Source organism: Streptomyces sp. NPDC050534 (assembly GCF_044457745.1).
GTDB lineage: Bacteria > Actinomycetota > Actinomycetes > Streptomycetales > Streptomycetaceae > Streptomyces.
The window spans coordinates 172,510-195,888 of sequence record NZ_JBITHF010000013.1; the positions used below are offsets into that span (position 1 = coordinate 172,510).

The 23,379-nt window shown below is 70.2% G+C and carries 18 protein-coding genes; 1 reads left to right on the plus strand and 17 read right to left on the minus strand.

Annotation, left to right across the window (positions count from 1 at the left end; genetic code table 11):
- Positions 1-11: 11 nt before the first annotated feature.
- Positions 12-1,559 (minus strand): TraR/DksA family transcriptional regulator, encoded by a 1,548-nt coding sequence (locus ACIBN2_RS36185; protein ID WP_399140911.1) that lies wholly within the window; start codon positions 1,557-1,559, stop codon positions 12-14.
- A gap of 604 nt (positions 1,560-2,163) precedes the next feature.
- On the opposite strand from ACIBN2_RS36185, the gene ileS reads away from it, so the two are divergent.
- Entirely contained in the window at positions 2,164-5,319 is a 3,156-nt protein-coding gene (gene ileS, locus ACIBN2_RS36190; protein ID WP_399140913.1) for an isoleucine--tRNA ligase, read from the plus strand.
- A 190-nt stretch (positions 5,320-5,509) separates the two neighbouring features.
- Here ileS and ACIBN2_RS36195 read toward each other — a convergent pair whose 3' ends face one another.
- The 16 genes from ACIBN2_RS36195 to rsmH form a co-directional block, all read right to left on the minus strand.
- A complete protein-coding gene (locus ACIBN2_RS36195) occupies positions 5,510-6,730 on the minus strand; it encodes a DivIVA domain-containing protein (RefSeq protein ID WP_399140915.1) in 1,221 nt (406 codons plus the stop codon).
- Between the two features lie 53 nt (positions 6,731-6,783).
- Positions 6,784-7,068 carry a YggT family protein gene (locus ACIBN2_RS36200; protein WP_030596379.1) on the minus strand — a complete coding sequence of 95 codons (285 nt, stop codon included), beginning with the start codon at positions 7,066-7,068 and terminating at the stop codon, positions 6,784-6,786.
- 73 nt (positions 7,069-7,141) lie between these two features.
- The gene (locus tag ACIBN2_RS36205; RefSeq protein ID WP_399140917.1) at positions 7,142-7,783 is read right to left on the minus strand and encodes a cell division protein SepF; all 642 of its coding nucleotides are present in this window, start codon (positions 7,781-7,783) and stop codon (positions 7,142-7,144) included.
- Between the two features lie 128 nt (positions 7,784-7,911).
- Complete coding sequence (locus ACIBN2_RS36210; protein ID WP_399140919.1) at positions 7,912-8,631, minus strand: YggS family pyridoxal phosphate-dependent enzyme; 720 nt, start codon at positions 8,629-8,631, stop codon at positions 7,912-7,914.
- 5 nt (positions 8,632-8,636) lie between these two features.
- Complete coding sequence (gene pgeF, locus ACIBN2_RS36215) at positions 8,637-9,344, minus strand: peptidoglycan editing factor PgeF (protein ID WP_399140921.1); 708 nt, start codon at positions 9,342-9,344, stop codon at positions 8,637-8,639.
- 26 nt (positions 9,345-9,370) lie between these two features.
- Positions 9,371-10,567, minus strand: coding sequence for a cell division protein FtsZ (gene ftsZ / locus ACIBN2_RS36220; RefSeq protein WP_399140923.1), 1,197 nt, complete (start codon positions 10,565-10,567; stop codon positions 9,371-9,373).
- Positions 10,568-10,847: 280 nt separating this feature from the next.
- Entirely contained in the window at positions 10,848-11,642 is a 795-nt protein-coding gene (locus ACIBN2_RS36225; RefSeq protein WP_399140924.1) for a cell division protein FtsQ/DivIB, read from the minus strand.
- Positions 11,643-11,677: 35 nt separating this feature from the next.
- Positions 11,678-12,775 carry an undecaprenyldiphospho-muramoylpentapeptide beta-N-acetylglucosaminyltransferase gene (gene murG, locus ACIBN2_RS36230; RefSeq protein ID WP_399140925.1) on the minus strand — a complete coding sequence of 366 codons (1,098 nt, stop codon included), beginning with the start codon at positions 12,773-12,775 and terminating at the stop codon, positions 11,678-11,680.
- A gap of 33 nt (positions 12,776-12,808) precedes the next feature.
- Entirely contained in the window at positions 12,809-14,143 is a 1,335-nt protein-coding gene (gene ftsW / locus ACIBN2_RS36235) for a putative lipid II flippase FtsW (protein ID WP_399140926.1), read from the minus strand.
- 20 nt (positions 14,144-14,163) lie between these two features.
- Positions 14,164-15,582, minus strand: coding sequence for a UDP-N-acetylmuramoyl-L-alanine--D-glutamate ligase (gene murD / locus ACIBN2_RS36240; RefSeq protein WP_399140928.1), 1,419 nt, complete (start codon positions 15,580-15,582; stop codon positions 14,164-14,166).
- Entirely contained in the window at positions 15,564-16,634 is a 1,071-nt protein-coding gene (gene mraY / locus ACIBN2_RS36245; protein WP_399141042.1) for a phospho-N-acetylmuramoyl-pentapeptide-transferase, read from the minus strand. Before mraY ends, murD begins: the two co-directional genes overlap by 19 nt.
- Positions 16,634-18,049, minus strand: a complete 1,416-nt coding sequence (gene murF, locus ACIBN2_RS36250; protein ID WP_399140929.1) for a UDP-N-acetylmuramoyl-tripeptide--D-alanyl-D-alanine ligase — start codon at positions 18,047-18,049, stop codon at positions 16,634-16,636. The genes mraY and murF overlap by 1 nt, the downstream gene beginning before the upstream one ends.
- A 4-nt stretch (positions 18,050-18,053) precedes the next feature.
- Entirely contained in the window at positions 18,054-19,574 is a 1,521-nt protein-coding gene (locus ACIBN2_RS36255) for a UDP-N-acetylmuramoyl-L-alanyl-D-glutamate--2,6-diaminopimelate ligase (RefSeq protein ID WP_399140930.1), read from the minus strand.
- A 215-nt stretch (positions 19,575-19,789) separates the two neighbouring features.
- Positions 19,790-21,754, minus strand: coding sequence for a peptidoglycan D,D-transpeptidase FtsI family protein (locus ACIBN2_RS36260; RefSeq protein ID WP_399140932.1), 1,965 nt, complete (start codon positions 21,752-21,754; stop codon positions 19,790-19,792).
- Between the two features lie 5 nt (positions 21,755-21,759).
- Positions 21,760-22,347, minus strand: a complete 588-nt coding sequence (locus ACIBN2_RS36265) for a septum formation initiator family protein (protein WP_399140934.1) — start codon at positions 22,345-22,347, stop codon at positions 21,760-21,762.
- Positions 22,348-22,409: 62 nt separating this feature from the next.
- Entirely contained in the window at positions 22,410-23,366 is a 957-nt protein-coding gene (gene rsmH, locus ACIBN2_RS36270) for a 16S rRNA (cytosine(1402)-N(4))-methyltransferase RsmH (RefSeq protein WP_399140935.1), read from the minus strand.
- Between the last annotated feature and the right edge of the window lie 13 nt (positions 23,367-23,379).

Genomic DNA, 23,379 nt, shown 5'->3' on the forward strand with positions numbered 1-23,379 from the left:
TCCCGCCCCCATCAGTACCGGCGTTCCTGCTTCTGCTTGCACTCCACGCACAGGGTGGCCCGCGGGAACGCCTGCATCCGGGCCTTGCCGATGGGGTTGCCGCAGTTCTCGCACAGGCCGTAGGTGCCGGCGTCCAGCCGCTGCAGGGCGCGCCCGGTCTGCTCGAGCATCTCGCGCGCGTTGGCCGCGAGGGCCAGCTCGTGCTCGCGGGTGATGTTCTTGGTGCCGGTGTCCGCCTGGTCGTCGCCCGCGCCGTCGCCGGAGTCCCGCATCAGACCGGCGACGGCGTTCTCGGACGCGGTGATCTCCTCGTTCAGCCGGGTCGCCTCGGCGTGCAGCTCGGTCCGCGCCTCCTCGACCTCCTTCGGGGTCCAGGGTTCCTCACCGGGGCGTACCGCGAGCTCGCCGGGTTCCGCCGCCGCGACTCGCGCCTTGGGGAGGGCTGTCTTCGCCGCTGTGGCCGTGCCTGGAGTCTTCTTCGCAACCACCGTCGTGGCTCCCGTCTCCTCCGCGGCCTCCGCCGCACCCACCGTCTTGGCCGTACGTTTCCTGCCCACACCCGCACCCTTGGCGCGCGTGGCCTTGCCCTCCGCGGCCTCCCCGACCGCCCGCTTGGTGGCTGCCGCCTTCCTGCCCACGGCCTTGCCGGCCGCGGTCGCCTCGTCCACAGACTCCGCCGCCGCGGCCTTCTTGCCCGCACCCCTCGTGACCGCGGCCTTCTTGCCCACGGCCGTTTTGGCTGCGGCCTTCTTGCCCACGGCCGTTTGGGCTGGCGCCTTCCCGCCCGCACTCTTGGCTGCTGCGGCCTTCCCGCCCGCGGTCTTGGTGGCGGCCGCGGCCTTCCCGCTCGCTGCCGTTTCGGCCGCGGTCTCCTCGTCCGTGGCCTTGGTGGTGGTCACGGCCTTCTTGCCCGCACTCTTGGCTGCTGCGGACTTCTTGCCCGCGGCCTTCTTGGCTGTGGTCTCCTCGTCCTCGGTCCTCGAAGCCGCGGCCTTCTTGCCGGCAGGCTTCGCAGCCGTGCTCCTCCTGGCCGCAGTCTTCTTGGCTGCGGCAGCCTTTTTGGCCGCAGTCTTCGTGGCCGCGGTCTTCTTGCGCGTGCTCGCCTTGGCCGCGGCCTTCGCGCCCTCGGTCCTCCCGGCCGTGCTCTTCGCGGCCGCGGACGCCTTCGCCGTGCCGGCCGTGCTCTTCGCACCGGCCGCCGTCCTGGCCGCGCCCTCCTCACCCTCGGTCTTCTTGCCCGCGCCTCCCTCGTCCCCGGCCTTCCTACCCGCGCGGACAGCGCTCTTCCCAGCCGCGGCCGCATCTGTCACGGCTTTCTTACCGGCGCCCCGCTCGTCCGGGCCCCGTCCTCCCCCGCCCTTCCCGGCGGTCCTCTCGCCGCCCGGTCTTCCGCGCCCCTCCCCCGCCCTCTTCGGCGAAGCCGCGCCGGAGGTCGTGGCCTTCTTCGCGGCGGTCTTCCTGGCGTGCTTCGCCGCGCCCGGCCCTCCTCCGCCGGCCACCCCCCGCAGGGCCGCCGTGGACGACGCCGACTGCTGTACGGCGGTCTTTTTCGCCACCATGGCCGCGGCCCCTTCACATTTTGTGATCTTGCACGCGAATCGTGCTGGGACGATAAATCGACTTGAGTCCCGCGGCAACGGGGCGCACCGCCCGATTCGCCCGGCTCGCGCACGCCGCTCCGCAAGCCTGCCTGCGTTGTGCCCAGCTCCCCGCGGGGTAATCCGCCGGACCGTCCGTCCCGGAATCCGAACACGCGTACCGCTCCATTCGGGTCATCTCGGGCGGCCCGGCGCCCGCACCTCCGGGTACCCGAAAACCGGTCGGCCGCTGTCCGCGCGGCGCCGTACACTGGGCGCAGCGAAAAGCATGGATGGGGACGAGTAGCGACGTACGCGGCCCAGAGCGACCCGGGGACGGTGGGAGCCCGGGGGCGAGCGCGACGCGAAGATCACCCCGGAGCCGCCGGAAGAAAGCCGCAGCCGACTGGCAGCGGCCGGTAGAACCGGCATCGCGACCCCAATGAGGGGGCTCACCGTCGCTCATCCGGCGTCGGCGGGCCAAGGAGGGTGGTACCGCGGGAGCCCGCCGAAACCGGCGTAGAGAAAGACACGGCTCTCGTCCCTCCGGACGGAAGGCAGCAAGTCCGCCGGAGGAAGCTCGCTGATGACAACGCCGATGTACCGCCAGGTGCCCGCCCAGGTCGACCTGCCCGCGCTCGAGCACGCCGTGCTCGACTACTGGCGCGACCAGAAGATCTTCGCCAAGACCCTGGAGCAGTCCGAGGGCCGCCCCGAGTGGGTCTTCTACGAGGGCCCGCCCACCGCCAACGGCATGCCGGGCGCCCACCACATCGAGGCCCGCGTCTTCAAGGACGTCTTCCCCCGCTTCCGCACCATGCGCGGCTACCACGTGGCCCGCAAGGCCGGCTGGGACTGCCACGGCCTGCCGGTGGAACTCGCGGTCGAGAAGGAACTCGGCTTCACGGGCAAGCGGGACATCGAGGCGTACGGCATCGCCGAGTTCAACGCCAAGTGCCGCGAGTCGGTGACCCGCCACACCGACGCCTTCGAAGAGCTCACGACCCGCATGGGGTACTGGACCGACCTCACCGACCCCTACCGCACGATGGACCCCGAGTACATCGAGTCGGTCTGGTGGTCGCTCAAGGAGATCTTCGACAAGGGCCTGCTGGTGCAGGACTACCGCGTGGCCCCTTGGTGCCCGCGTGACGAGACGGGCCTGTCCGACCACGAGCTGGCGCAAGGCTACGAGACGATCGTCGACCCGTCCGTGTACGTCCGTTTCCCGCTCACCTCCGGTCCGCTCGCCGGCGAGGCCGCGCTCCTGGTGTGGACGACGACCCCCTGGACGCTGGTCTCCAACACGGCTGTCGCCGCGCACCCCGAGGTCACCTACGTCGTGGCGACCGACGGCGAGGAGAAGGTCGTCGTCGCCGAGCAGCTCGTCGGCAAGGCGCTCGGCGAGGGCTGGGAGACCACCGGCCAGACCTTCACCGGCGCCGAGATGGAGCGCTGGACGTATCAACGACCGTTCGAGCTCGTCGAGTTCCCCGAACCGGCCCATTTCGTCGTCAACGCCGAATACGTCACGACCGAGGACGGCACGGGTCTGGTCCACCAGTCCCCCGCGTTCGGTGAGGACGACCTCAAGGTCTGCCGGGCGTACGGCCTGCCCGTGGTCAACCCGGTCCGCCGGGACGGCACGTTCGAGGAGGACGTCCCGCTGGTCGGCGGCGTCTTCTTCAAGAAGGCGGACGAAAAGCTCACCGAGGACCTCCAGCAGCGCGGTCTGCTCTTCAAGCACATCCCGTACGAGCACAGCTACCCGCACTGCTGGCGCTGCCACACCGCGCTGCTCTACTACGCGCAGCCGTCCTGGTACATCCGCACCACGGCCGTCAAGGACCGCCTGCTGCAGGAGAACGAGAACACCAACTGGTTCCCCGAGACCGTCAAGAGCGGCCGCTACGGCGACTGGCTGAACAACAACATCGACTGGGCGCTGTCCCGCAACCGCTACTGGGGCACCCCGCTGCCCATCTGGCGCTGCGAGGACGACCACCTCACCGTCGTCGGCTCCCGCGCCGAGCTCACCGAGCTCACCGGCACCGACCAGTCCGAACTGGACCCGCACCGCCCGTACATCGACGACGTCACCTTCGCCTGCCCGCAGTGCCGGCAGACGGCCACGCGCGTGCCGGAGGTCATCGACGCCTGGTACGACTCGGGTTCGATGCCGTTCGCGCAGTGGGGCTACCCGTACAAGAACAAGGAGCTGTTCGAGGCGCGTTACCCGGCGCAGTTCATCTGCGAGGCCATCGACCAGACCCGCGGCTGGTTCTACACGCTGATGGCCGTCGGCACCCTGGTCTTCGACAAGTCCTCGTACGAGAACGTCGTCTGCCTCGGCCACATCCTCGCCGAGGACGGCCGCAAGATGTCCAAGCACCTGGGCAACATCCTGCAGCCGATCCCGCTGATGGACCAGCACGGCGCGGACGCGGTGCGCTGGTTCATGGCGGCCGGCGGCTCCCCGTGGGCGGCACGCCGCGTGGGCCACGGCACCATCCAGGAGGTCGTCCGCAAGACGCTGCTGACGTACTGGAACACGGTCGCCTTCCAGGCCCTGTACGCGCGCACGTCCAACTGGGCGCCCAGCGAGGCGGATCCGGCCCCGGCCGACCGCCCGGTGCTGGACCGCTGGCTGCTGAGCGAGCTGCACGCGCTCACCGACCAGGTGACCGAGTCCCTCGAGTCCTACGACACCCAGCGCGCCGGCAAGCTCCTGTCCGCGTTCGTCGACGACCTCTCCAACTGGTACGTGCGCCGCTCCCGCCGCCGCTTCTGGCAGGGCGACAAGGCGGCGCTGCGCACCCTGCACGAGGTCGTGGAGACGGTCACCAAGCTGATGGCCCCGCTGACCCCGTTCATCGCCGAGCGGGTGTGGCAGGACCTGGTGGTGCCGGTGACGCCGGGCGCGCCGGAGTCGGTGCACCTGTCCTCCTGGCCGGAGGCGGACCTGACGGCGATCGACCCCGAGCTGTCGAAGCAGATGGTCCTCGTCCGCCGTCTCGTCGAACTGGGTCGCGCCACCCGCGCGGAGTCGGGTGTCAAGACCCGCCAGCCGCTGTCCCGGGCGCTCATCGCCGCGGCCGGCTTCGACGCGCTCGACCGCGAACTGCACACACAGATCACGGAGGAGCTGAACGTCAGCTCCCTCGACTCGCTCAGCGATTCCTCCGCCGGCCAGGCGGGCGGCGGCAGCCTGGTCGACACCACCGCGAAGGCCAACTTCCGCGCCCTGGGCAAGCGTTTCGGCAAGCGCGTCCAGGACGTGGCGAAGGCCGTCGCGAACGCGGACGCGGCCGCGCTGTCCATGGCCCTGCGCGCGGGCACGGCGACGGTCGAGGTCGACGGTGAGACGATCACCCTCGCCCCCGACGAGGTGATCATCACCGAGACCCCGCGCGAGGGCTGGTCGGTGGCCTCCGACTCGGGCGCCACGGTCGCCCTGGACCTGGAGATCACCGAGGAGCTGCGTCAGGCGGGCCTCGCCCGTGACGCGATCCGCCTGATCCAGGAGGCCCGCAAGAACAGCGGCCTCGACGTCTCGGACCGGATCGCCCTGCGCTGGACGTCCACGGACCCGGCCGTCATCGCCGCCCTGTCCGAGCACTCGGGCCTGATCTCGGACGAGGTCCTGGCCACGGACTTCGCCCAGGGCGAGGCCGACGACTCCTACGGCGCCCCGTTCACCGACGAGGGCCTCTCCCTGACGTTCCGCCTCCGCAAGGCGTAACCGCACGGCACACGAAGGGCCCGGCCTCCCGAGTGGGGAGGCCGGGCCCTTCGCCGTGTGCGACCGACAGGGTCATGTGCGACCGACAACACAGATCAACACGCGTAAAAGGGTGGGGCCCCGGATCGAAATCCGGGGCCCCACCCTTGGTGAACGCTGCCGACGTCTACCGCGTACTACTGGACGGCCGTCAGTTGTCGTCCTCGTCGATCAGGAACCCGCGCATCGGCGAGGGGGCCTGGCCCATCGGGGACGGGCTCTGCGGGCGGACAGGCGCCATCGGCTGGGTCATCGCCGGGGACATCTGCTGCTGGCCGCCGTAGGACGGGCCGGCGGGGCTCGGCGCGCCGCCCATGCCCTGGTTGCCGCCGTACGACGGGGCGCTCGCGCCGGCCGGTGCCATGGAAGGCGCCGGGGACGGCGGCAGAGACGCGGTCGCCGGGGTGCGCGGCGGAGCCAGCGAGTCGTCGGCCTGGGTCTCCAGCTGACGCAGCTGGGACTCGAGGTACGACTTCAGGCGCGTACGGTACTCGCGCTCGAAGCCGCGCAGGTCCTCGACCTTGCGCTCCAGCGTGGCGCGGGCGGACTCCAGGGAGCCCATCGCGACGCGGTGCTTCTCCTGCGCGTCCCGCTCCAGCGCGTCGGCCTTGGCACGGGCGTCACGCTCGAGGCCCTCGGCACGCGAACGCGCCTCGCCCACGATCTTGTTGGCTTCGGAACGGGCCTCGGCGATCGCCTGGTCGGCGGTCTGCTGAGCCAGCGAGAGGACGCGGGCGGCGCTGTCGCCACCGGGGCCCTGACCGGGGCCGCCCATCGGGCCACCCATGGGGCCGCCCATCGGACCGCCCATCTGCTGCTGCATGGGAGGCTGGCCGCCCATCGGGCCCTGGCCCATGGGGCCTTGACCCATCGGACCCTGGCCCATCGGACCCTGACCCATGGGGCCCTGACCCATCGGGCCCTGACCCTGGGGACCACCCTGACCACCGCCGGGACCGGCGGGCAGCTGCGGAGCACCGCTGGGCAGCTGGGGCGGGCCTCCCATGGGGCCGCCCATCTGCTGCTGCGGCGGGCCCGATATGCCGGCGGGCACGGGAGCGCCCGGACCGCGCATGCCCTGCTGCGGGTGCTGCGGGTGCTGCTGGTCCTGCGGACCGGGCCCACCGGGGCCGCCAGGTCCACCAGGACCGCCGGGCCCCTCCGGGGGCTTGCGCATGTTCTGCTGATTCTGGGCGGCGGCACGCGTGGCCGCGGCCAGTTTGGCGCGCAGGTCCTCGTTTTCCCGGAGCAGGCGGGTCAGTTCGGCTTCGACCTCATCGAGGAAGGCATCGACCTCGTCCTCGTCATAGCCTTCTCGGAGGCGGACGGTCGTGAACTGCTTGTTCCGCACGTCCTCGGGGGTCAACGGCATCTCTTCACCTCAACGTAGTCGTCGGCATTCGGCAAGACGGTAGGTCACATCGCTCACAGCCGGCTCACCACAGAGATCAGGATGTAGACGATGATCATCAGTACGAAGAAGGACAGGTCGAGCGCCACGCCCCCGAGACGCAACGGCGGGATGAACCGCCGCAGAAGCTTGAGCGGTGGATCAGTGACAGTGTAGGTGGCCTCCAGAACGACCACCATCGCCTTGCCGGGTTGCCATGAGCGGGCGAACTGGAAGACGTAGTCCATGACCAACCGGAAGATGAGCACGATGAGGAAGCACATCAGCGCGATGTAGATCACATCCAGGACCACGCTCATGATTGGTGCTTCCCTCTCCCCTGTTTCCGTGCTGCTGGGTACTGCTTTGTACCGCTGATTCCGGTCGTGCGTCTCAGCTCTGGTTGAAGAACCCGCCCTCTGCGATGCGGGCCTTGTCCTCCGCCGTGACATCGACGTTAGCAGGCGACAACAGGAACACCTTCTGCGTCACCCGCTCGATGCTGCCGTGAAGACCAAACACCAATCCGGCCGCAAAGTCGACAAGTCGCTTCGCGTCTGTGTCATCCATCTCAGTCAGATTCATGATCACCGGGGTGCCCTCACGGAAGTGTTCCCCGATGGTACGGGCCTCGTTGTAGGTCCGCGGGTGAAGTGTGGTGATCCGGTAAGGCTCTCGTTCCGACACGACCTTGGGCATGATCACCGGTGCGTTCTTCTCCAGGCTTGCGCGTTCTTGTGTGATGGACGCCACGGGCGCGATACGCGCCGGGCGACCGGATTCCGCGGGTAGCGAAGCGGAACGGGCGGCCGGTTCGCGTGCCGCCGGCGGATGCACCATTCGCACCTCTTCGTCCCTTTGGGACTGATGTGCCACGTGCTGCTGGTGGGACGGTTCATGCCGCCGGTGGTCCCGTTCGGGCTCGGGGTCCAGTTCGGGCTCGAAATCGTCATCGGGGTCGAATCCCCGGCCGTCGTACCCATCGTCCTCCACGAGGCCGAGGTAGACCGCCATCTTGCGCATCGCGCCGGCCATGCTCTGAGTCCTCCGCTCTGTGGTGGATCGGCTGACTACCGCCAAGTGCCCGCGATCCACGAGGTCGTTGCGCCCGCCTTCGGTGGCATTGACCATATTTTCTGCTGTGGTCCGACTTCCTGGCGACGTTACCCGAGCCCGGGGCGGACTCCGAGTACCGCCGTACCGACGCGTACATGTGTCGCTCCGGCCGTCACGGCCTGTTCGAGGTCCGCACTCATTCCTGCCGAGACCATGTTCGCAGCCGGATGAGCTCGGCGCAGGTCGGTCGACAAATCCATCAACCGCTCGAACGCGGCCAGTTCGCGTCCCGCGTAAGGCCCGGTGAGCGGCGCGACGGTCATCAGACCGTCCCACCGCAGACCCGGCGCCCGGACGACCAGTTCGCCCAACTCTTCGATTCCGTCGGGCCCGACGCCCCCGCGCTCGCCGCGTCCGCCCTCGTCAGCGTCCAGCGCCACCTGGATCAGGCAGCCGATCTCGCGCTCCTGCCGCACGGCCTCCTTGGAGAGCGCCGTGACGAGCCGGGCCCGGTCGACGGATTGCACGAGGTCGGCATAACCGACCACGGAACGAACCTTGTTGGTCTGCAACTGGCCCACGAAGTGCCATGTCAGCGGCAGATCCGAGCACTCCGCGGCCTTGGGCGCCGCGTCCTGGTCCCGGTTCTCCGCCACGTGCCGTACACCCAGCTCCGACAGGATCCTCACGTCGCTCGCCGGGTACGTCTTGGTGACCACGATCAGGGTCACATCCTCGCGCTTGCGCCCGGCGGCGTCGCAGGCGGCGGCGATACGACGCTCCACCTTCGCCAGGTTCGCGGCGAGTTCGTCCTTACGGTCCGTCATGTCCCTCAGTCCAGCCAGACATATCCCGCGAGTCGCCCCGTGATCCGGTCGCGACGGTACGAGAAATGATCACCCGACTCGATCGTGCACACCGGCGACTGCTCCCGGTCGCGCACCCCGAGCCGCTCGAGCTGGGCGTGCACTCCGGCGGTCACGTCGACCGCGGGCGTACCCCAGCTCGTCTCGGAATGCGCCGCCGGCTCGACGGCGGCCACGTCGGCGCGCATCGCCTCGGGCACCTCGTAGCACCGTCCGCACACGGCGGGCCCGGTGCGGGCGACGATCCGGCCCGGCTCGGCGCCGAGTTCGGTCATGGCCCGTACGGTGGCGGGGACGACCCCGGCGACCATGCCGGGCCGGCCCGCGTGGGCCGCGGCGACCACCCCGGCGACGGGGTCGGCGAGCAGAACGGGCGTGCAGTCCGCGGTGAGGACGGCGAGGGCGAGACCGCGCCGCGTCGTGACGACGGCGTCGGCCTCGGGCACGGGACGGTCGCCCCACGGTCCGTCGACCACCGCCACCTCCGCACCGTGCACCTGGTTCATCCAGACCACCCGGGCCGGGTCGAGGCCAAGGGACTTGGCCGCCAGCTCGCGATTGGTCCGTACCGCGCCGGCGTCGTCGCCGACCGCTCCGCCGAGGTTGAGCTGCGCGTACGGAACGGCGCTCACCCCGCCCCACCGGTCGGTGAAAGCGAAGTGCGCGCCGTTCACGGTGCTCGTCCCGGAGTGCCGTCCTATCACTTCAGGAAGTCCGGTACGTCCAGCTCCTCCGCGGCGCCGTCCGCGTAGGACCGCGACGGCGGGACCGGCGGGGCGGCCGGGAGGTCGTTCGCCGGCTCGGGGGCGGGCTCCGCGTTCTCCTTCGGCGTGACGCTGCCGAGCGAGCCGAAGGACGGGCGGCTGTCGGTCTGCCGCGCGGGGGTGGGCTCTTCGCGGCGGGCGGAGGCGGAGGACGAGCCGAGGACGTTCTCCCGCTTGGCGGGCGGCTGTCCGCCGTCGAAGCCGGCCGCGATGACCGTGACCCGCACCTCGTCGCCGAGGGCGTCGTCGATGACCGCGCCGAAGATGATGTTGGCCTCGGGGTGGGCGGCCTCGCTCACCAGCTGGGCGGCCTCGTTGATCTCGAACAGGCCGAGGTCGGAGCCGCCGGAGATGGACAGCAGCACACCGCGGGCGCCGTCGATCGAGGCCTCGAGCAGCGGCGAGGAGATCGCCATCTCGGCGGCGGCCACCGCGCGGTCGTCGCCGCGGGCCGAGCCGATGCCCATGAGAGCCGAACCGGCTTCCGACATGACCGACTTGACGTCGGCGAAGTCGAGGTTGATCAGACCGGGCGTGGTGATGAGGTCGGTGATGCCCTGGACACCGGAGAGCAGGACCTGGTCGGCCGACTTGAAGGCGTCCAGCACCGAGACCTGGCGGTCCGAGATGGACAGCAGCCGGTCGTTGGGGATGACGATGAGGGTGTCGACCTCTTCGCGGAGTTCGGCGATGCCGTCCTCGGCCTGGTTGGCCCGGCGCCGCCCCTCGAAGGTGAACGGGCGGGTGACCACACCGATGGTGAGGGCGCCCAGGGAGCGGGCGATGTTGGCCACGACGGGTGCGCCGCCGGTGCCCGTGCCGCCGCCTTCACCGGCCGTCACGAAGACCATGTCGGCCCCCTTGAGGACCTCTTCGATCTCCTCGCGGTGGTCCTCGGCGGCCTTGCGGCCGACGGCCGGATTGGCTCCGGCGCCGAGTCCGCGGGTGAGTTCACGGCCGACGTCGAGCTTGACGTCGGCGTCGCTCATCAACAGCGCCTGTGCGTCCGTGTTGATGGCAATGAACTCGACACCCTTGAGACCGACCTCGATCATCCGGTTGATGGCATTGACACCACCGCCGCCGACACCGATGACTTTGATGACTGCGAGGTAGTTCTGCGGTGCTGCCACGTCGAAGGCCTCTCGCCTCGAGTTACGTGTCGTCCTGTCGCGGGCCTTGCCGCGGTCGTACGACTGATGCCGATTGGGACGGTCCGTATCGCCGACCCAAACCCTAACGTTGAAGTTTAGGGTTACCAGTGTGTCTGTTCGCTGGACTCTTCCGAACAGGACACTAAGTCGACAAGTGGCGCACGTTCAACGAACACGCCGAACCTCCCGTTTTTCTTTTCACCCTATGTGATCAGCCGTAGCAGTGCCCAACCAGGGTGCTGGCCTGCGCGGATGTGCGTCAACTCCCCGATGACGCAGGGGCGGTGGGAACCGAGACGTCGAAGTGCCGCGCATCGGGCGCCGCTTTCATCAGAGCGGTCAGCGTACGGGCCTTGGCGAAACCCTTCTCACCACTTCCCCAGGCGACGGTGCGGCCGTCGCCCAACTCCAGTGAGATGTCGTCGAAGGAACGCACCTTGACGGCTTCGGTCTCGCGGGCCACGGCGGCCGGAATGGCGCCGGCGACGCGCACCGCCTCACGCACCAACCGGTCCTCCCCGAAGCGCCGCAGGCTCGCCGCGGAGGAACCCGATGAGGACGGCGCCAATTCCAGTGCGGGAACGCCTTTCGGGGCCCGGGAAACCGTGGCGAAACGGACACCTTCGTCGTCCACTTCGACGAAGTTTCCGCCCTTTTGCACAAGCAGAACCGGAGTGCGCTCAACCACTTTCAGGCCGATTCCATGGGGCCAGGAACGAACCACGTCAACCGAGTCAATTCGGGGCAGTTTCCGGGCCAGACGCGTCTCAATCGCGTCGGTGTCCACGGAAATCAGCGGCGCCCCGACGGGGACTTGGGCGGCCTCGCGGACCTGCTCCGGCGTGAGAACCCGGGTGCCGGAGACCGACACACGCTCCACGCGCGTCCACTGCGAGCCGTACAACAGCCAGACGCCGCCTGCCCCGAGAAGGACGAGCGCGACGGCAAAGATGATGATCGTACGAGGGCGCGGAACCCTCAACCTCCGTGCCGGAGGCGGGCCGGACGACTCCTGCTGGCGTTCACCGCGTTCGGCGGTGGTCGGTCCGGCCACGCTTCCTGCCCTTCGCCTACATCGAAATACGGTCCCTATCGGCGTGCACGGCTGGCGGCGACCGCCTCGTACACCATGCCGACGAGCAGGTCGTCGGCGTCCCGGCGGCCGAACTCCGCGGCGGCGCGGGACATCTCGTACAGCCGGTGCGGGTCGGCGAGCACGGGCAGCACGCTCGCCCGTACCCAGTCGGGCGTCAGTTCCGCGTCGTCGACCAGCAGCCCACCGCCGGCCTTGACCACCGGCTGGGCGTTCAGCCGCTGTTCGCCGTTGCCGATGGGCAGCGGGACGTAGGCGGCCGGGAGTCCGACGGCGGAGAGTTCGGCGACGGTCATCGCGCCCGCGCGGCAGAGCATCATGTCGGCAGCGGCGTACGCGAGGTCCATCCGGTCCAGGTAACTTACCGGGATGTACGGGGGCATTCCCGGCATCTGCTGCACATGAGGCAGTTCGTTCTTCGGGCCGACCGCGTGCAGGATCTGGATGCCGGCCTGCTGGAGCCACGGCGCGACCTGCTGGGTCACCTCGTTGAGGCGCCGGGCGCCCTGCGAGCCGCCCGAGACCAGCAGCGTGGGCAGGTTGGGGTCCAGGCCGAACATCGCGCGGGCTTCCGGGCGTACGGCGGCCCGGTCCAGGGTGGCGATGGTGCGGCGCAGCGGGATGCCGATGTAGCGGGCGTCGCGCAGCTTGCTGTCCGGAGTGGAGACGGCGACCCGGGAGGCGTAGCGCGAGCCGATCTTGTTGGCGAGACCGGGGCGGGCGTTGGCCTCGTGGATCACGATCGGCACACCGAGGCGCTTGGCCGCGAGGTAGCCGGGCAGGGCGACATAGCCGCCGAAGCCCACCACGCAGTCCGCCTTGGTGCGCTCCAGGACCTGCTCGGTCGCCTTGATCGTGCCGCGCAGCCGGCCCGGGACGGTGATCAGTTCGGGCGTCGGCCTGCGCGGCAGCGGCACCGCCGGGATCAGCGCGAGCTCGTAGCCCCGCTGCGGGACGAGCGTGGTCTCCAGACCGCGCTCCGTGCCCAGGGCCGTGATCCCCACGGTCGGATCCTGCCTGCGCAGGGCGTCCGCGAGGGCGAGCGCGGGCTCGATGTGGCCGGCGGTCCCCCCACCGGCGAGTACGACATGCACCGAAATTCACCGCTCTCCGGACGAACGCGCCACCTAGGCACGCCGTCGCATCGTGTTCCATCTCCGAGGCCCCCGGTTCCGTACGGCGCCTCCCGCCCGCTTTCTACCAAAGCGAGGTTGCCGCAAGGAAAGCGCCGCCCGCGCAGCGGGCTCGTCACGCGCGAACGCGATCAGCAGCCCGATGGCGAACATGGTCGGCAGCAGGGCGGATCCCCCGTAGGAGAACAGCGGGAGGGGGACGCCGGCGATCGGCAGCAGGCCGAGCACCGCACCGATGTTGATCACCGCCTGCGCGGTGATCCAGGTGGTCACGCCTCCCGCGGCAAACCTGACGAAGGGGTCCTCCGTGCGTCCGGCCACGCGGATACCCGCATAGCCTAGAGCCGCGAACAGGGCGAGCACCGACAGCGTCCCCGCCAGACCCAGTTCCTCACCGGTGACGGCGAAGATGAAGTCCGTGTGCGCCTCGGGGAGTTGGCCCCATTTTTCCACACTCGCACCGAGTCCGGATCCGAAGATTCCGCCCGAAGCGAGCGCGTAGATCCCGTGCACGGCCTGCCAGCAGTCCGCCGGGCCCGACTGCGGGGACGTGGCGCCGATGCAGGACAGCCGGGCCATGCGGTTCGGGCTGGTCCTGATGAGGATCACACCGAGGACGCCGGCGATCGACAGCACGCCGGCGAACAGCCGCGTCGGGGCGCCCGCCAGCCACAGCAGGCCGAACAGGATCGCCGTCAGGATGATCGCCGTGCCCATGTCGCCGCCGAGCATGATCAGCCCCAGCAGCATGAAGGCGACCGGCACGAGCGGCACCAGCATGTGCTTCCACTGGTTCAGCAGCTTCTTGTCCTGCTTGCGGGCCATCAGGTCCGCGCCCCACAGCACCAGCGCGAGCTTGCCGAACTCGCTGGGCTGGATCTGGAAGGAGCCGCCGAGCGAGATCCAGTTCTGGTTGCCGTTGACCGACATCCCTATCCCCGGCACCTGCACCAGCGCCATCAGGAAGACGGCGCCCGCGAGCATCGGGTAGGCGAGCGCCCGGTGCAGCTTCACCGGCATCAGCGAGGCGATCAGCAGCAGCACCCCGCCGATCACGGCGGCGAGGAGCTGCTTGCGGAAGAAGTACGAGCCCGGCAGGGACATCTGCAGCGCGGTGATCTGGGAGGCCGAGTAGACCATCACCAGGCCGAGCACGGTGATCAGCATGCTGCCACCGAAGATCAGGTAGTACGCGGTCAGCGGCCGGTCCCAGGCCCTGCGGGCATTCGTGTACAGCCGCGTCACAGGGTTCTCGCGCGGTGTCCGGGAAGCGGCGGGACGTCTGGCGGCCCGCTTCACGGGCGGCCTTCCGGTACGGCTACTGGGCATCAGCGCCTCCGCTGCGTCGGTCAGGAGCCGAGTTCGCGAACCGCCTCCGCGAACGCGTCACCGCGCTTGTTGTAGTTGGCGAACATGTCCATGGAGGCGCAGGCCGGGGCCAGCAGCACCGTGTCGCCCGCCGCCGCGAGCCGCTTCGCCTCCTGGACGGCCGCGAGCATCGCCCCAGTGTCGGTCCGGTCGAGGTCGACGACGGGTACTTCCGGCGCGTGTCGCGCCAGGGCTTCCCGGATCAGGGCGCGGTCCTGGCCGATGAGCACGGCACCGCGAAGTCGCTTTGCCGACTTGGCGACCAGCTCGTCGAAGGTCGCGCCCTTGGCGAGTCCGCCCGCGATCCACACGATGGACTCGTACGCCGCCAACGAGGCCTCGGCGGCGTGGGTGTTGGTCGCCTTGGAGTCGTCGATGTACGCCACCCCGTCCACGTCCGCCACGTGCGCGATGCGGTGCGCGTCCGGCGTGAAGCTCCGCAGCCCGTCGCGTACGGCCCTGGCGGGCACCCCGAAGGCGCGCGCGAGGGCCGCCGCCGCAAGGGCGTTGGCGATGTTGTGCGGGGCCGGCGGATTGACGTCGGAGACCTCGGCGAGCTCCTGGACGTTCTTGTGCCGGTCCTCGACGAAGGCGCGGTCGACCAGGATGCCCTCCACGACGCCGAGTTGGGACGGGCCGGGGGTGCCGAGGGTGAAGCCGATCGCCCGGCAGCCCTCCTCGACGTCGGCCTCGCGCACCAGGTCCTCGGTGGCCTTGTCGGCGGCGTTGTAGACGCAGGCGACGCGATTGCCCTCGTAGATACGGCCCTTGTCGGCGGCGTACGCCTCCATGGAGCCGTGCCAGTCGAGGTGGTCCGGCGCCAGGTTCAGGACGGCGGCGGAGTGGGCGCGCAGCGAGGGCGCCCAGTGCAGCTGATAGCTCGACAACTCGACGGCCAGCACGTCGTACTGCTCCTCGCCGAGTACGGCGTCGAGCAGGGAGACGCCGATGTTGCCCACGGCGGCGGTGCGCAGTCCGGCGGCCTTGAGGATCGAGGCCAGCATCTGGACGGTGGTGGTCTTGCCGTTGGTGCCGGTGACGGCCAGCCAGGGCGCCGCGTCCGGTCCGCGCAGACGCCAGGCGAGTTCGACGTCGCCCCAGATCTCCAGGCCGGCCTCGCGGGCCGCGGCGAACAGGGGCTTGTCGGGCTTCCAGCCGGGTGCGGTGACGACGAGTCCGGTGCCCTCGGGCAGGGTGGCGCCGTCACCGAGACGCACCGTGATGCCCAGCGCCTCGAGTTCGGCGGCCTGTTCACGCGCGCGTGCGTCGTCGCCGTCGTTGACGACCGTGACGATCGCCCCGCGCGCGTGCAGCGCCTTGGCCGCCGGGATTCCCGAGACGCCGAGCCCGGCGACGGTGACGTGCTTGCCCTGCCAGTCGGTCACTTGTCCGCTGCCCATCCCGCGTAGAAGAGACCCAGTCCGACGATCACACAGATGCCCTGGATGATCCAGAAGCGGACCACCACAAGGACTTCGGACCAGCCTTTGAGTTCGAAGTGGTGCTGGAGTGGCGCCATCCGGAACACCCGCCGGCCGGTGAGGCGGAAGGAGCCGACCTGGATGACGACCGACATGGTGATGAGGACGAACAGGCCGCCCATGATGGCGACCAGGAGCTCCGTGCGGGAGCAGATGGCGAGGCCGGTGAGGACACCGCCGAGCGCGAGCGAACCGGTGTCGCCCATGAAGATCTTGGCGGGCGAGGTGTTCCACCACAGGAAGCCGAGGCAGGCGCCCATCAGCGCCGAGGCGATGACCGCGAGGTCGAGCGGATCGCGCACCTCGTAGCAGGCGTTGGGGTTGGTCAGGGTCTGCGCGTTGGCGCAGGACTCCTGGAACTGCCAGACGCCGATGAAGGTGTAGGCGCCGAAGACGAGCACGGAGGCGCCGGTGGCCAGGCCGTCCAGACCGTCCGTCAGGTTCACGCCGTTCGACATCGCGAGGATCATGAACAGCGCCCAGACCACGAACAGGATCGGGCCGATCTTCCAGCCGAAGTCCGTGATGAACGACAGCTTGGTGGAGGCCGGGGTGTTGCCGCGGGCGTCCTGGAACTGCAGGGCGAGCACCGCGAAGGAGATGCCGACGATCAGCTGGCCGGCCATCTTCGCCTTGGCCCGCAGGCCAAGCGAACGCCGCTTGACGATCTTGATGTAGTCGTCGAGGAAGCCGACCAGACCCATGCCGACCATCAGGCCGAGCACCAGCAGGCCCGAGTAGGTCGGGGCGTAGCCGGTGATCACCTTGGACAGGAAGTAGGCGGCGACCGTCGCCAGGATGAAGGCGATACCGCCCATGGTCGGCGTACCGCGCTTGCTGGCGTGCTCGCGCGGGCCGTCGTCCCGGATGTACTGGCCGTAGCCCTTGCGGGCGAGGAGCTTGATCAGCAGCGGGGTGCCGACCAGCGTCAGGAAGAGGCCGATGACTCCCGAGAACAGGATCTGCTTCATCATCGGGCGGCAACCTCACCCTCGGCACCGGTCGCGAGGAGCGCCTGGGCGACGCCTTCGAGACCGACCGAACGGGACGCCTTCACGAGGACGACGTCTCCCGGGCGCAACTCGCTGCGCAACAGGTCGATCGCCGCCTGTGCGTCGGACACGTGCACCGACTCCTCACCCCACGAACCCTCGTTATATGCGCCCAGTTGCAGCCAGGACGCTTCCCTGCCCCCGACCGCGACGAGCTTGCCGACATTGAGCCGGACGGCGAGCCGTCCGACCGCGTCGTGCTCGGCGAGCGCCTCGTCCCCGAGCTCGGCCATCTTGCCGAGCACCGCCCAGGTCCGCCGCCCCGGGCCCATCGCCACGAGCGCGCGCAGGGCCGCTCGCATGGATTCGGGGTTCGCGTTGTAGGCGTCGTTGACGATGGTCACGCCGTCCGGCCGCTCGGTGACCTCCATGCGCCAGCGGGAGAGGGAGCCCGCCTCGGAGAGCGCGGTGGCGATCTCTTCCGCGGACATGCCCAGCTCATGGGCGACGGCGGCCGCGGCGAGCGCGTTCGACACGTGGTGCTCACCGTACAGGCGCATGGTCACGTCGCTTGCACCGGAGGGTGTGTGGAGCCTGAAGGCGGGCTGTCCGCTGTCCGTGAGTCGCACGTTCTCGGCGCGTACGTCCGCTTCGTCGGCCTCGCCGAACAGCACGACCTTCGCCTTCGTACGGGACGCCATGGCCCGCACGAGGGGGTCGTCCGCGTTGAGGACCGCGACGCCGCCGTCCTGGGCCTGCGGAAGGCTCTCGACCAGCTCGCCCTTCGCCTGCGCGATCTGCTCGCGGCCGCCGAACTCGCCGATGTGGGCGGTGCCGACGTTCAGGACGAGGCCGATCCTCGGGGGCGTCAGCTCGGCGAGGTAGCGGATGTGGCCGATGCCGCGGGCGCCCATCTCCAGGACGAGGAACCTCGTCTCCTCGGTGGCGGACAGGGCGGTCAGCGGCAGCCCGATCTCGTTGTTGAGCGAGCCCGGCGTGAACACCGTCGGCGCCTTGCGCCGCAGTACCTGGGCGATCAGGTCCTTGGTGCTGGTCTTGCCCGCGGAGCCGGTGAGGGCCACGAGGGTCGCGCCGAGCCGGCGTACGACATGACGCGCGAGGGCGCCGAGCGCCCGCTGGACGTCGTCGACGACGATCGCGGGTACGCCGACGGGGCGCGACGCCAGTACGGCGACCGCGCCCGCCTCGACGACCTGCCGTGCGAAGTCGTGGCCGTCCACCCGCTCGCCGACGAAGGCGACGAACAGGCTGCCGGGCTCCACCTCGCGGGAGTCCCGGACGACCGGAGCGGTGACCTCGACGGACGGATCCGGTATGTCGTGCGTCTGCCCGCCGACGACTTCTGCGATCTCGGCGAGAGAGAGGGCGATCACAAGTTCATCCCTGGGTCTTCTGGATAGCTTCGCGAAGCACCTGGCGGTCGTCGAAGGGACGGACCACCCCGGCGATGTCCTGGCCCTGCTCGTGGCCCTTGCCCGCGACCAGCACGGTGTCCCCGGGCTGCGCGCGGGCGACGGCGGCGGCGATCGCGGCGGCCCGGTCCTCGAAGACCTGGACCTCACCGCGTTCGTGTGCTGGTACGGACGCCGCGCCCACGAGCATGGTTGCAAGGATCGCGAGGGGGTCCTCGGAGCGGGGGTTGTCGGAGGTCAGTACAGCGGTGTCGGCGAGGCGCGCCGCCGCGGCGCCCATCGGTTCCCGCTTGGTCTTGTCGCGGTCCCCGCCGCAGCCGAGCACGATGTGCAGGCTGCCCTCGGTGACCTTGCGCAGGGCCCGCAGCACCGACTCGACCGCGTCGGTCTTGTGGGCGTAGTCGACGACCGCGAGATACGGCTGCCCGGCGTCCACGCGCTCCAGGCGCCCCGGCACGCCCGGTACGGCGGCGATGCCGTCGGCGGCGGACTGCGGGTCGAGGCCCGCGACCGCGAGCGCCACGATCGCGGCGAGGGTGTTGGCCACGTTGAAGGTGCCCGGCAGCGGCGACTTGGCGTCGATCCGCTCGCCCTCGGGACCGATCGCGGTGAACGTCGAGTGCAGCCGGCCGATCTCGACGTCCTCGGCGCGCCAGTCGGCGTCGGGGTGGCCCTCGGCGGAGTAGGTGACGACCGGGACGGTCGCCTCCCTGGCCAGCCGGCGGCCGTACTCGTCATCGACGTTGACGACGCCGAGCCTGCTGCGTTTCGGCGTGAACAGCTGCGCCTTCGCCTGGAAGTAGTCCTCCATGCCGGAGTGGAACTCCATGTGCTCCGGGCTCAGGTTGGTGAAGACGCCGATGTCGAAGACGCAGGCGTCGACCCGGCCGAGGACCAGGGCGTGGCTGGAGACCTCCATGGCGACCGCCTCGACCCCGCGCTCGCGCATGACGGCGAACAGGGCCTGCAGATCGGTGGCTTCGGGGGTGGTGCGCTCGGACTTGATGCGCTCGTCGCCGATGCGCATCTCGACCGTGCCGATCAGGCCGGTGTTGCTCTTGGTCTTGAGACCGCCCTCCACGAGGTAGGCGGTGGTGGTCTTGCCGGAGGTGCCGGTGATGCCGATCTGGAGCAGGTCCCGGCCCGGGTGGCCGTAGATCGTGGCGGCCAGTTCGCCCATCTGTGCCCGTGGATCGTCGACGACGAGGACCGGCAGGCCGGTGGCCGCGGCGCGCTCGGCGCCGGTCGGGTCGGTCAGCACGGCGACCGCGCCGAGGCCGGCGGCCTGGGTGACGAAGTCCGCGCCGTGCAGACGGGCGCCGGGCAGGGCGGCGTACAGGTCTCCGGGGCGGACGGCACGCGAGTCATGGGTGATGCCCGTGACGTCGGCTGTGTCTTCCGGCCTCGCGGCACCCAGCTGATCGGCGAGTTCCGCCAGGGGTGTGGCGGAGACCTGAACCGGCCTGGGCGGCCCGGGATATGTCACGGATACGCCCTTCTGGGTGGTTTGGGAGTGATCAGCGTGTGGCACGGCGGTGAGCGTACCGGGCGCACCCGCCTGCGGGCTAAATAGGGGCCCGTGCGCAGCTCGGTCCAGCAAGGGTGGTGGTGGGAGACGGGCGGGCGAGGTTGCGGGCGGGGTCTGGTTCGCGGGATCAGGAGTGATCATGGTCACGGAGCGTTCCTGGCTGGTTGCGCTGATCAGGGCTTGAAGCTGACGGGAAGGTTCGCGGCCCTGGCCCCGGTGGGCGGGACCTGGAGGGTCTTCAGGGCGAACTCCATGACCTGCTTGAAGATGGGTCCGCAGATCTGGCCGCCGAAGTAACTCCCACTCGTGGCGTTCTGAATGGCGCAGTAGACGGTGACACGGGGGTTGTCCGCGGGCGCGAAGCCGGCGAACGACGAGGTGTAGCCGCGGTACTTGCCGGTGGCCGGATCCACGCGGTTGGCCGTACCCGTCTTGCCCGCGACCCGGTAGCCGGGAATGCGCGCCTTGGCGCCCGTGCCCTCCTGGTCGTCCACGACGGACTCCAGCATCTGGGCGAGCGTCTTCGCCGTCCTGGCGCTGACGACCCTTGTCTTCCCGGGCTTCGCGGCCGGTGTGAAGCGTCCGTCGGGTCCCTTCGTGCCGCGTACGAGCGAGGGTTCCACGCGTACGCCGCCGTTCGCGATGGTCGAGTAGACGGAGGCCGCCTGCATCGCGTTGATGGACACGCCCTGGCCGAAAGGAATCGTGTACTGCTGCGAGGTCGACCACTTGCCGGGCGGGGCGAGGATGCCCTTCGTCTCGCCGGGGACGCCGAGTCCGCTGTAGCTGCCGATGCCGAACTTGCGCAGATACGAGTAGAGGACCTTGTTGGCCTGCGCCTGCGTGCTGCTCAGCTGGCCGGTGGCCAGGATGGTGCCGATGTTGCTGGACTTGGCGAGCACGCCGTTGAGCGTCAGGTTCCAGGTCTCGTGGTCGATGTCGTCCTTGAAGAGCCGGTCGCCGCGGTGCAGCCGGTTCGGCACGACGACATGGGTCAGCGGGGTGGCGACGTTCTGCTGGAGCACGGCCGCCATCGACATGATCTTGGCGGTGGAGCCGGGCTCGAAGGCGTCCTCGACGGCCCAGTTGTGCAGGGCGCTCGAGCTCGCCTTGGACAGGTCGTTGGGGTCGAAGCCGGGCGAGTTGGCCATGGCGAGGATCTCGCCGGTCCGGGTGTCCTGCACTATCACGTAGCCGCGGTCGGCCTTGGACTTCGCGACCTGCTGGGTGATCGCGTTCTGCGCGGCCCACTGGATGTCGCGGTCGATGGTGAGCTCCACGTCGCTGCCGGGCACCGCGGGCGTCTCGGCGGAGCCCGCGGTGGGCACCAGGCGGCCGCCGGACTGGGCGTAGCGGATCTTGCCGTCCTTGCCGGCCAGGTCCCCGTTGAACTGCTGCTCGACGCCGCCGCCGCCCTTGCCGTCGAGGTTGACCCAGCCCAGCAGCCCGGCGGCGAGGTCGCCGTTGGGGTAGATGCGCTTGCTGCTGGGGTCGGCGAAGACGCCGGCCAGGACGTTGACCGTGGACTTGTCCGTCTCCCCCTTGGCGGTGAGGGCCGTCTTCAGGTCCTTGATCTGCGTCCAGACCTGCGGGGTCTGGCGGCGGGCGAGCAGGACGTAGCGCAGGTCCTTGTTCCTGGGGCGCAGCTTCCTGACGATCGACTCCTGGTCGACGCCGAGGATCGGCGCGAGCAGCGCGGCCGCCTGTTCGGGCCCGTCGTCGACCTTCAGCTGCTTGCGGTTGAACATCGTGGGGTCGGCCGTGATGTCGTAGGCGTCCACGCTGGTCGCGAGGGCCACGCCGTTGCGGTCGGCGATGCCGCCGCGCTCGGCGGCCAGGACGTGGCCGACGTAGCGGTTCTGCTCGGCCTTGGCGGCGTACGAGCTCGCGTCCACGGCCTGCACCTGGAGCAGCCGTACGACGAAGGCGATCAGCACCAGGGTGAGGGCCAGGCTGACCATGCGCAGCCGGGGGCGGGGGCTGCCCAGCCGGAGGATCTTGGGGGCCGTGGGGCGGCCGGGCGCCGGGCGGCGGGCCGGGCGGGCGCCGGGAGCCGGGCGCCGCTGCCCGGAGGCGGGACGCGCGGGGCCGGGCACACGGCGGCGCGGCGGCTGCCTGTCTCCAGACGTGTCGGGCACTTCCGTCACCTGCCGGGAGTCGAGGTCGTCGGAGTGGGGAGGGCTGCCGGGGTGGTCGCCTGCTCGGGCAGGGCCGCCGGGGTGGTCGCCTGCTCGGGCAGGGCCGCCGGCGTCGTCACCTGGGCGGGCAGGTCCGCCGGCGTCGCCGACGCGCCGGAGTCCGGCGCGGACGCGAGGGCCTCGGGCGGGAGCAGGACGAGCGGCCGGTCGGCGGCGGACTGCTCGGCGGCGGCCGAGGGCACACCCTTGACGGTGCCGTTCGGGTTCAGGAAGGCGGGATCACCGCCGGGGACCATGCCGAGCTCGTGGGCGCGGCGCTGAAGGGCCTCCGGGGCGGAGTACGAGTCGATGTCGCGCTGGAGCGCCTGCTCCTCGTCGGTGAGGCTCTTGGTGTCCTTCTGCAGGTCGTCCTGCTTGAACGAGCCTTCGCTGACCGCGGAGTTCAGCACCAGCAGTCCGATCAGGCCGCCGCCCAGGAGGAGCACGACGAGCAGGACGAAGGGGGTGCGGGCCGCCTGTCCGCGGCCAGCGGGCCCCGGGAAGAGCCGTGCGAGACGAGCGGCCCGCCCCCTCAGTTCGGGTTTCCTACTCACACCGCCTCCAGTGAGTCCGGTTTCCCAACTCGCTCACTCCCCGGCCCGTTCGACAACCCGACTCACTCGGCGTCCTCCCTGATGCGCTGAGCTCCGCGCAGCCTGGCGGGTGCCGCCCGCCGGTTCTCGGCGACCTCTTCCTCGGTGGGAAGTTCGGCACCACGGGTGAGCAGCTTGAGCCGGGGCTGGTAGCGCTCGGGCACAACGGGCAGCCCCGGCGGCGCGGTGTTCGCGGCGCCGGCCGCGAACACCTGCTTGACCAGACGGTCTTCGAGCGAGTGGTACGACAGCACGGCGATCCGCCCGCCCACGTCGAGCGCCTTCACCGCGGACGGGATAGCCCGCTCCAGGACGGAGAGTTCGCCGTTCACCTCGATGCGCAGGGCCTGGAAGGTGCGCTTGGCCGGGTTGCCGCCGGTGCGCTTGGCGGCCTGCGGGAGCGCGTCCCGGATGAGCTCGACGAGCCGCGCGCTGTTGCTGAACGGCTCCTTCTCGCGCTCGCGCACGATGGCGGAGACGATCCGCTTGGCCTGCTTCTCCTCGCCGTACGCCCGCAGGATCCGGACGAGTTCGCCCGCCGGGTAGGTGTTGAGGACCTCGGCGGCGCTCATGCCCGCCGTCTGGTCCATGCGCATGTCGAGCGGGGCGTCCTGGGCGTACGCGAAGCCGCGGTCGGCCTCGTCGAGCTGCATGGAGGAGACGCCGAGGTCGAACAGGACGCCCTGCACGCGCGCGATGCCGAGCCGTTCGAGGACTTCGGGGAGCTCGTCGTAGACGGCGTGCACCAGGGTGGCCCGCTCCCCGAAGGGGGCCAGCCGCTCACCCGACAGGCGCAGCGCCTCCTTGTCGCGGTCGAGGGCGACGAGCCGGGCCTCGGGGAACTGCTCCAGCAGTGCCTCGCTGTGCCCGCCGAGGCCCAGGGTGCAGTCGACGACCACCGCTCCCGGCCGCTGCAGGGCGGGTGCCAACAGGTCCAGGCACCGCTGGAGCATCACCGGGACGTGTCGACTCTGGCTCAAGGGGCCCTCTCAA

Coding starts and splice junctions, on each gene's coding strand:
- ACIBN2_RS36195 (WP_399140915.1), bottom strand. CDS start 6,730: ATGCCGTTGACCCCCGAGGACGTGCGGAACAAGCAGTTCACGACCGTC.
- ileS (WP_399140913.1), top strand. CDS start 2,164: ATGACAACGCCGATGTACCGCCAGGTGCCCGCCCAGGTCGACCTGCCC.
- mraY (WP_399141042.1), bottom strand. CDS start 16,634: ATGAAGCAGATCCTGTTCTCGGGAGTCATCGGCCTCTTCCTGACGCTG.
- ACIBN2_RS36200 (WP_030596379.1), bottom strand. CDS start 7,068: ATGAGCGTGGTCCTGGATGTGATCTACATCGCGCTGATGTGCTTCCTC.
- ACIBN2_RS36205 (WP_399140917.1), bottom strand. CDS start 7,783: ATGGCCGGCGCGATGCGCAAGATGGCGGTCTACCTCGGCCTCGTGGAG.
- ftsW (WP_399140926.1), bottom strand. CDS start 14,143: ATGCCCAGTAGCCGTACCGGAAGGCCGCCCGTGAAGCGGGCCGCCAGA.
- ACIBN2_RS36185 (WP_399140911.1), bottom strand. CDS start 1,559: ATGGTGGCGAAAAAGACCGCCGTACAGCAGTCGGCGTCGTCCACGGCG.
- murD (WP_399140928.1), bottom strand. CDS start 15,582: ATGGGCAGCGGACAAGTGACCGACTGGCAGGGCAAGCACGTCACCGTC.
- ACIBN2_RS36210 (WP_399140919.1), bottom strand. CDS start 8,631: ATGACGGACCGTAAGGACGAACTCGCCGCGAACCTGGCGAAGGTGGAG.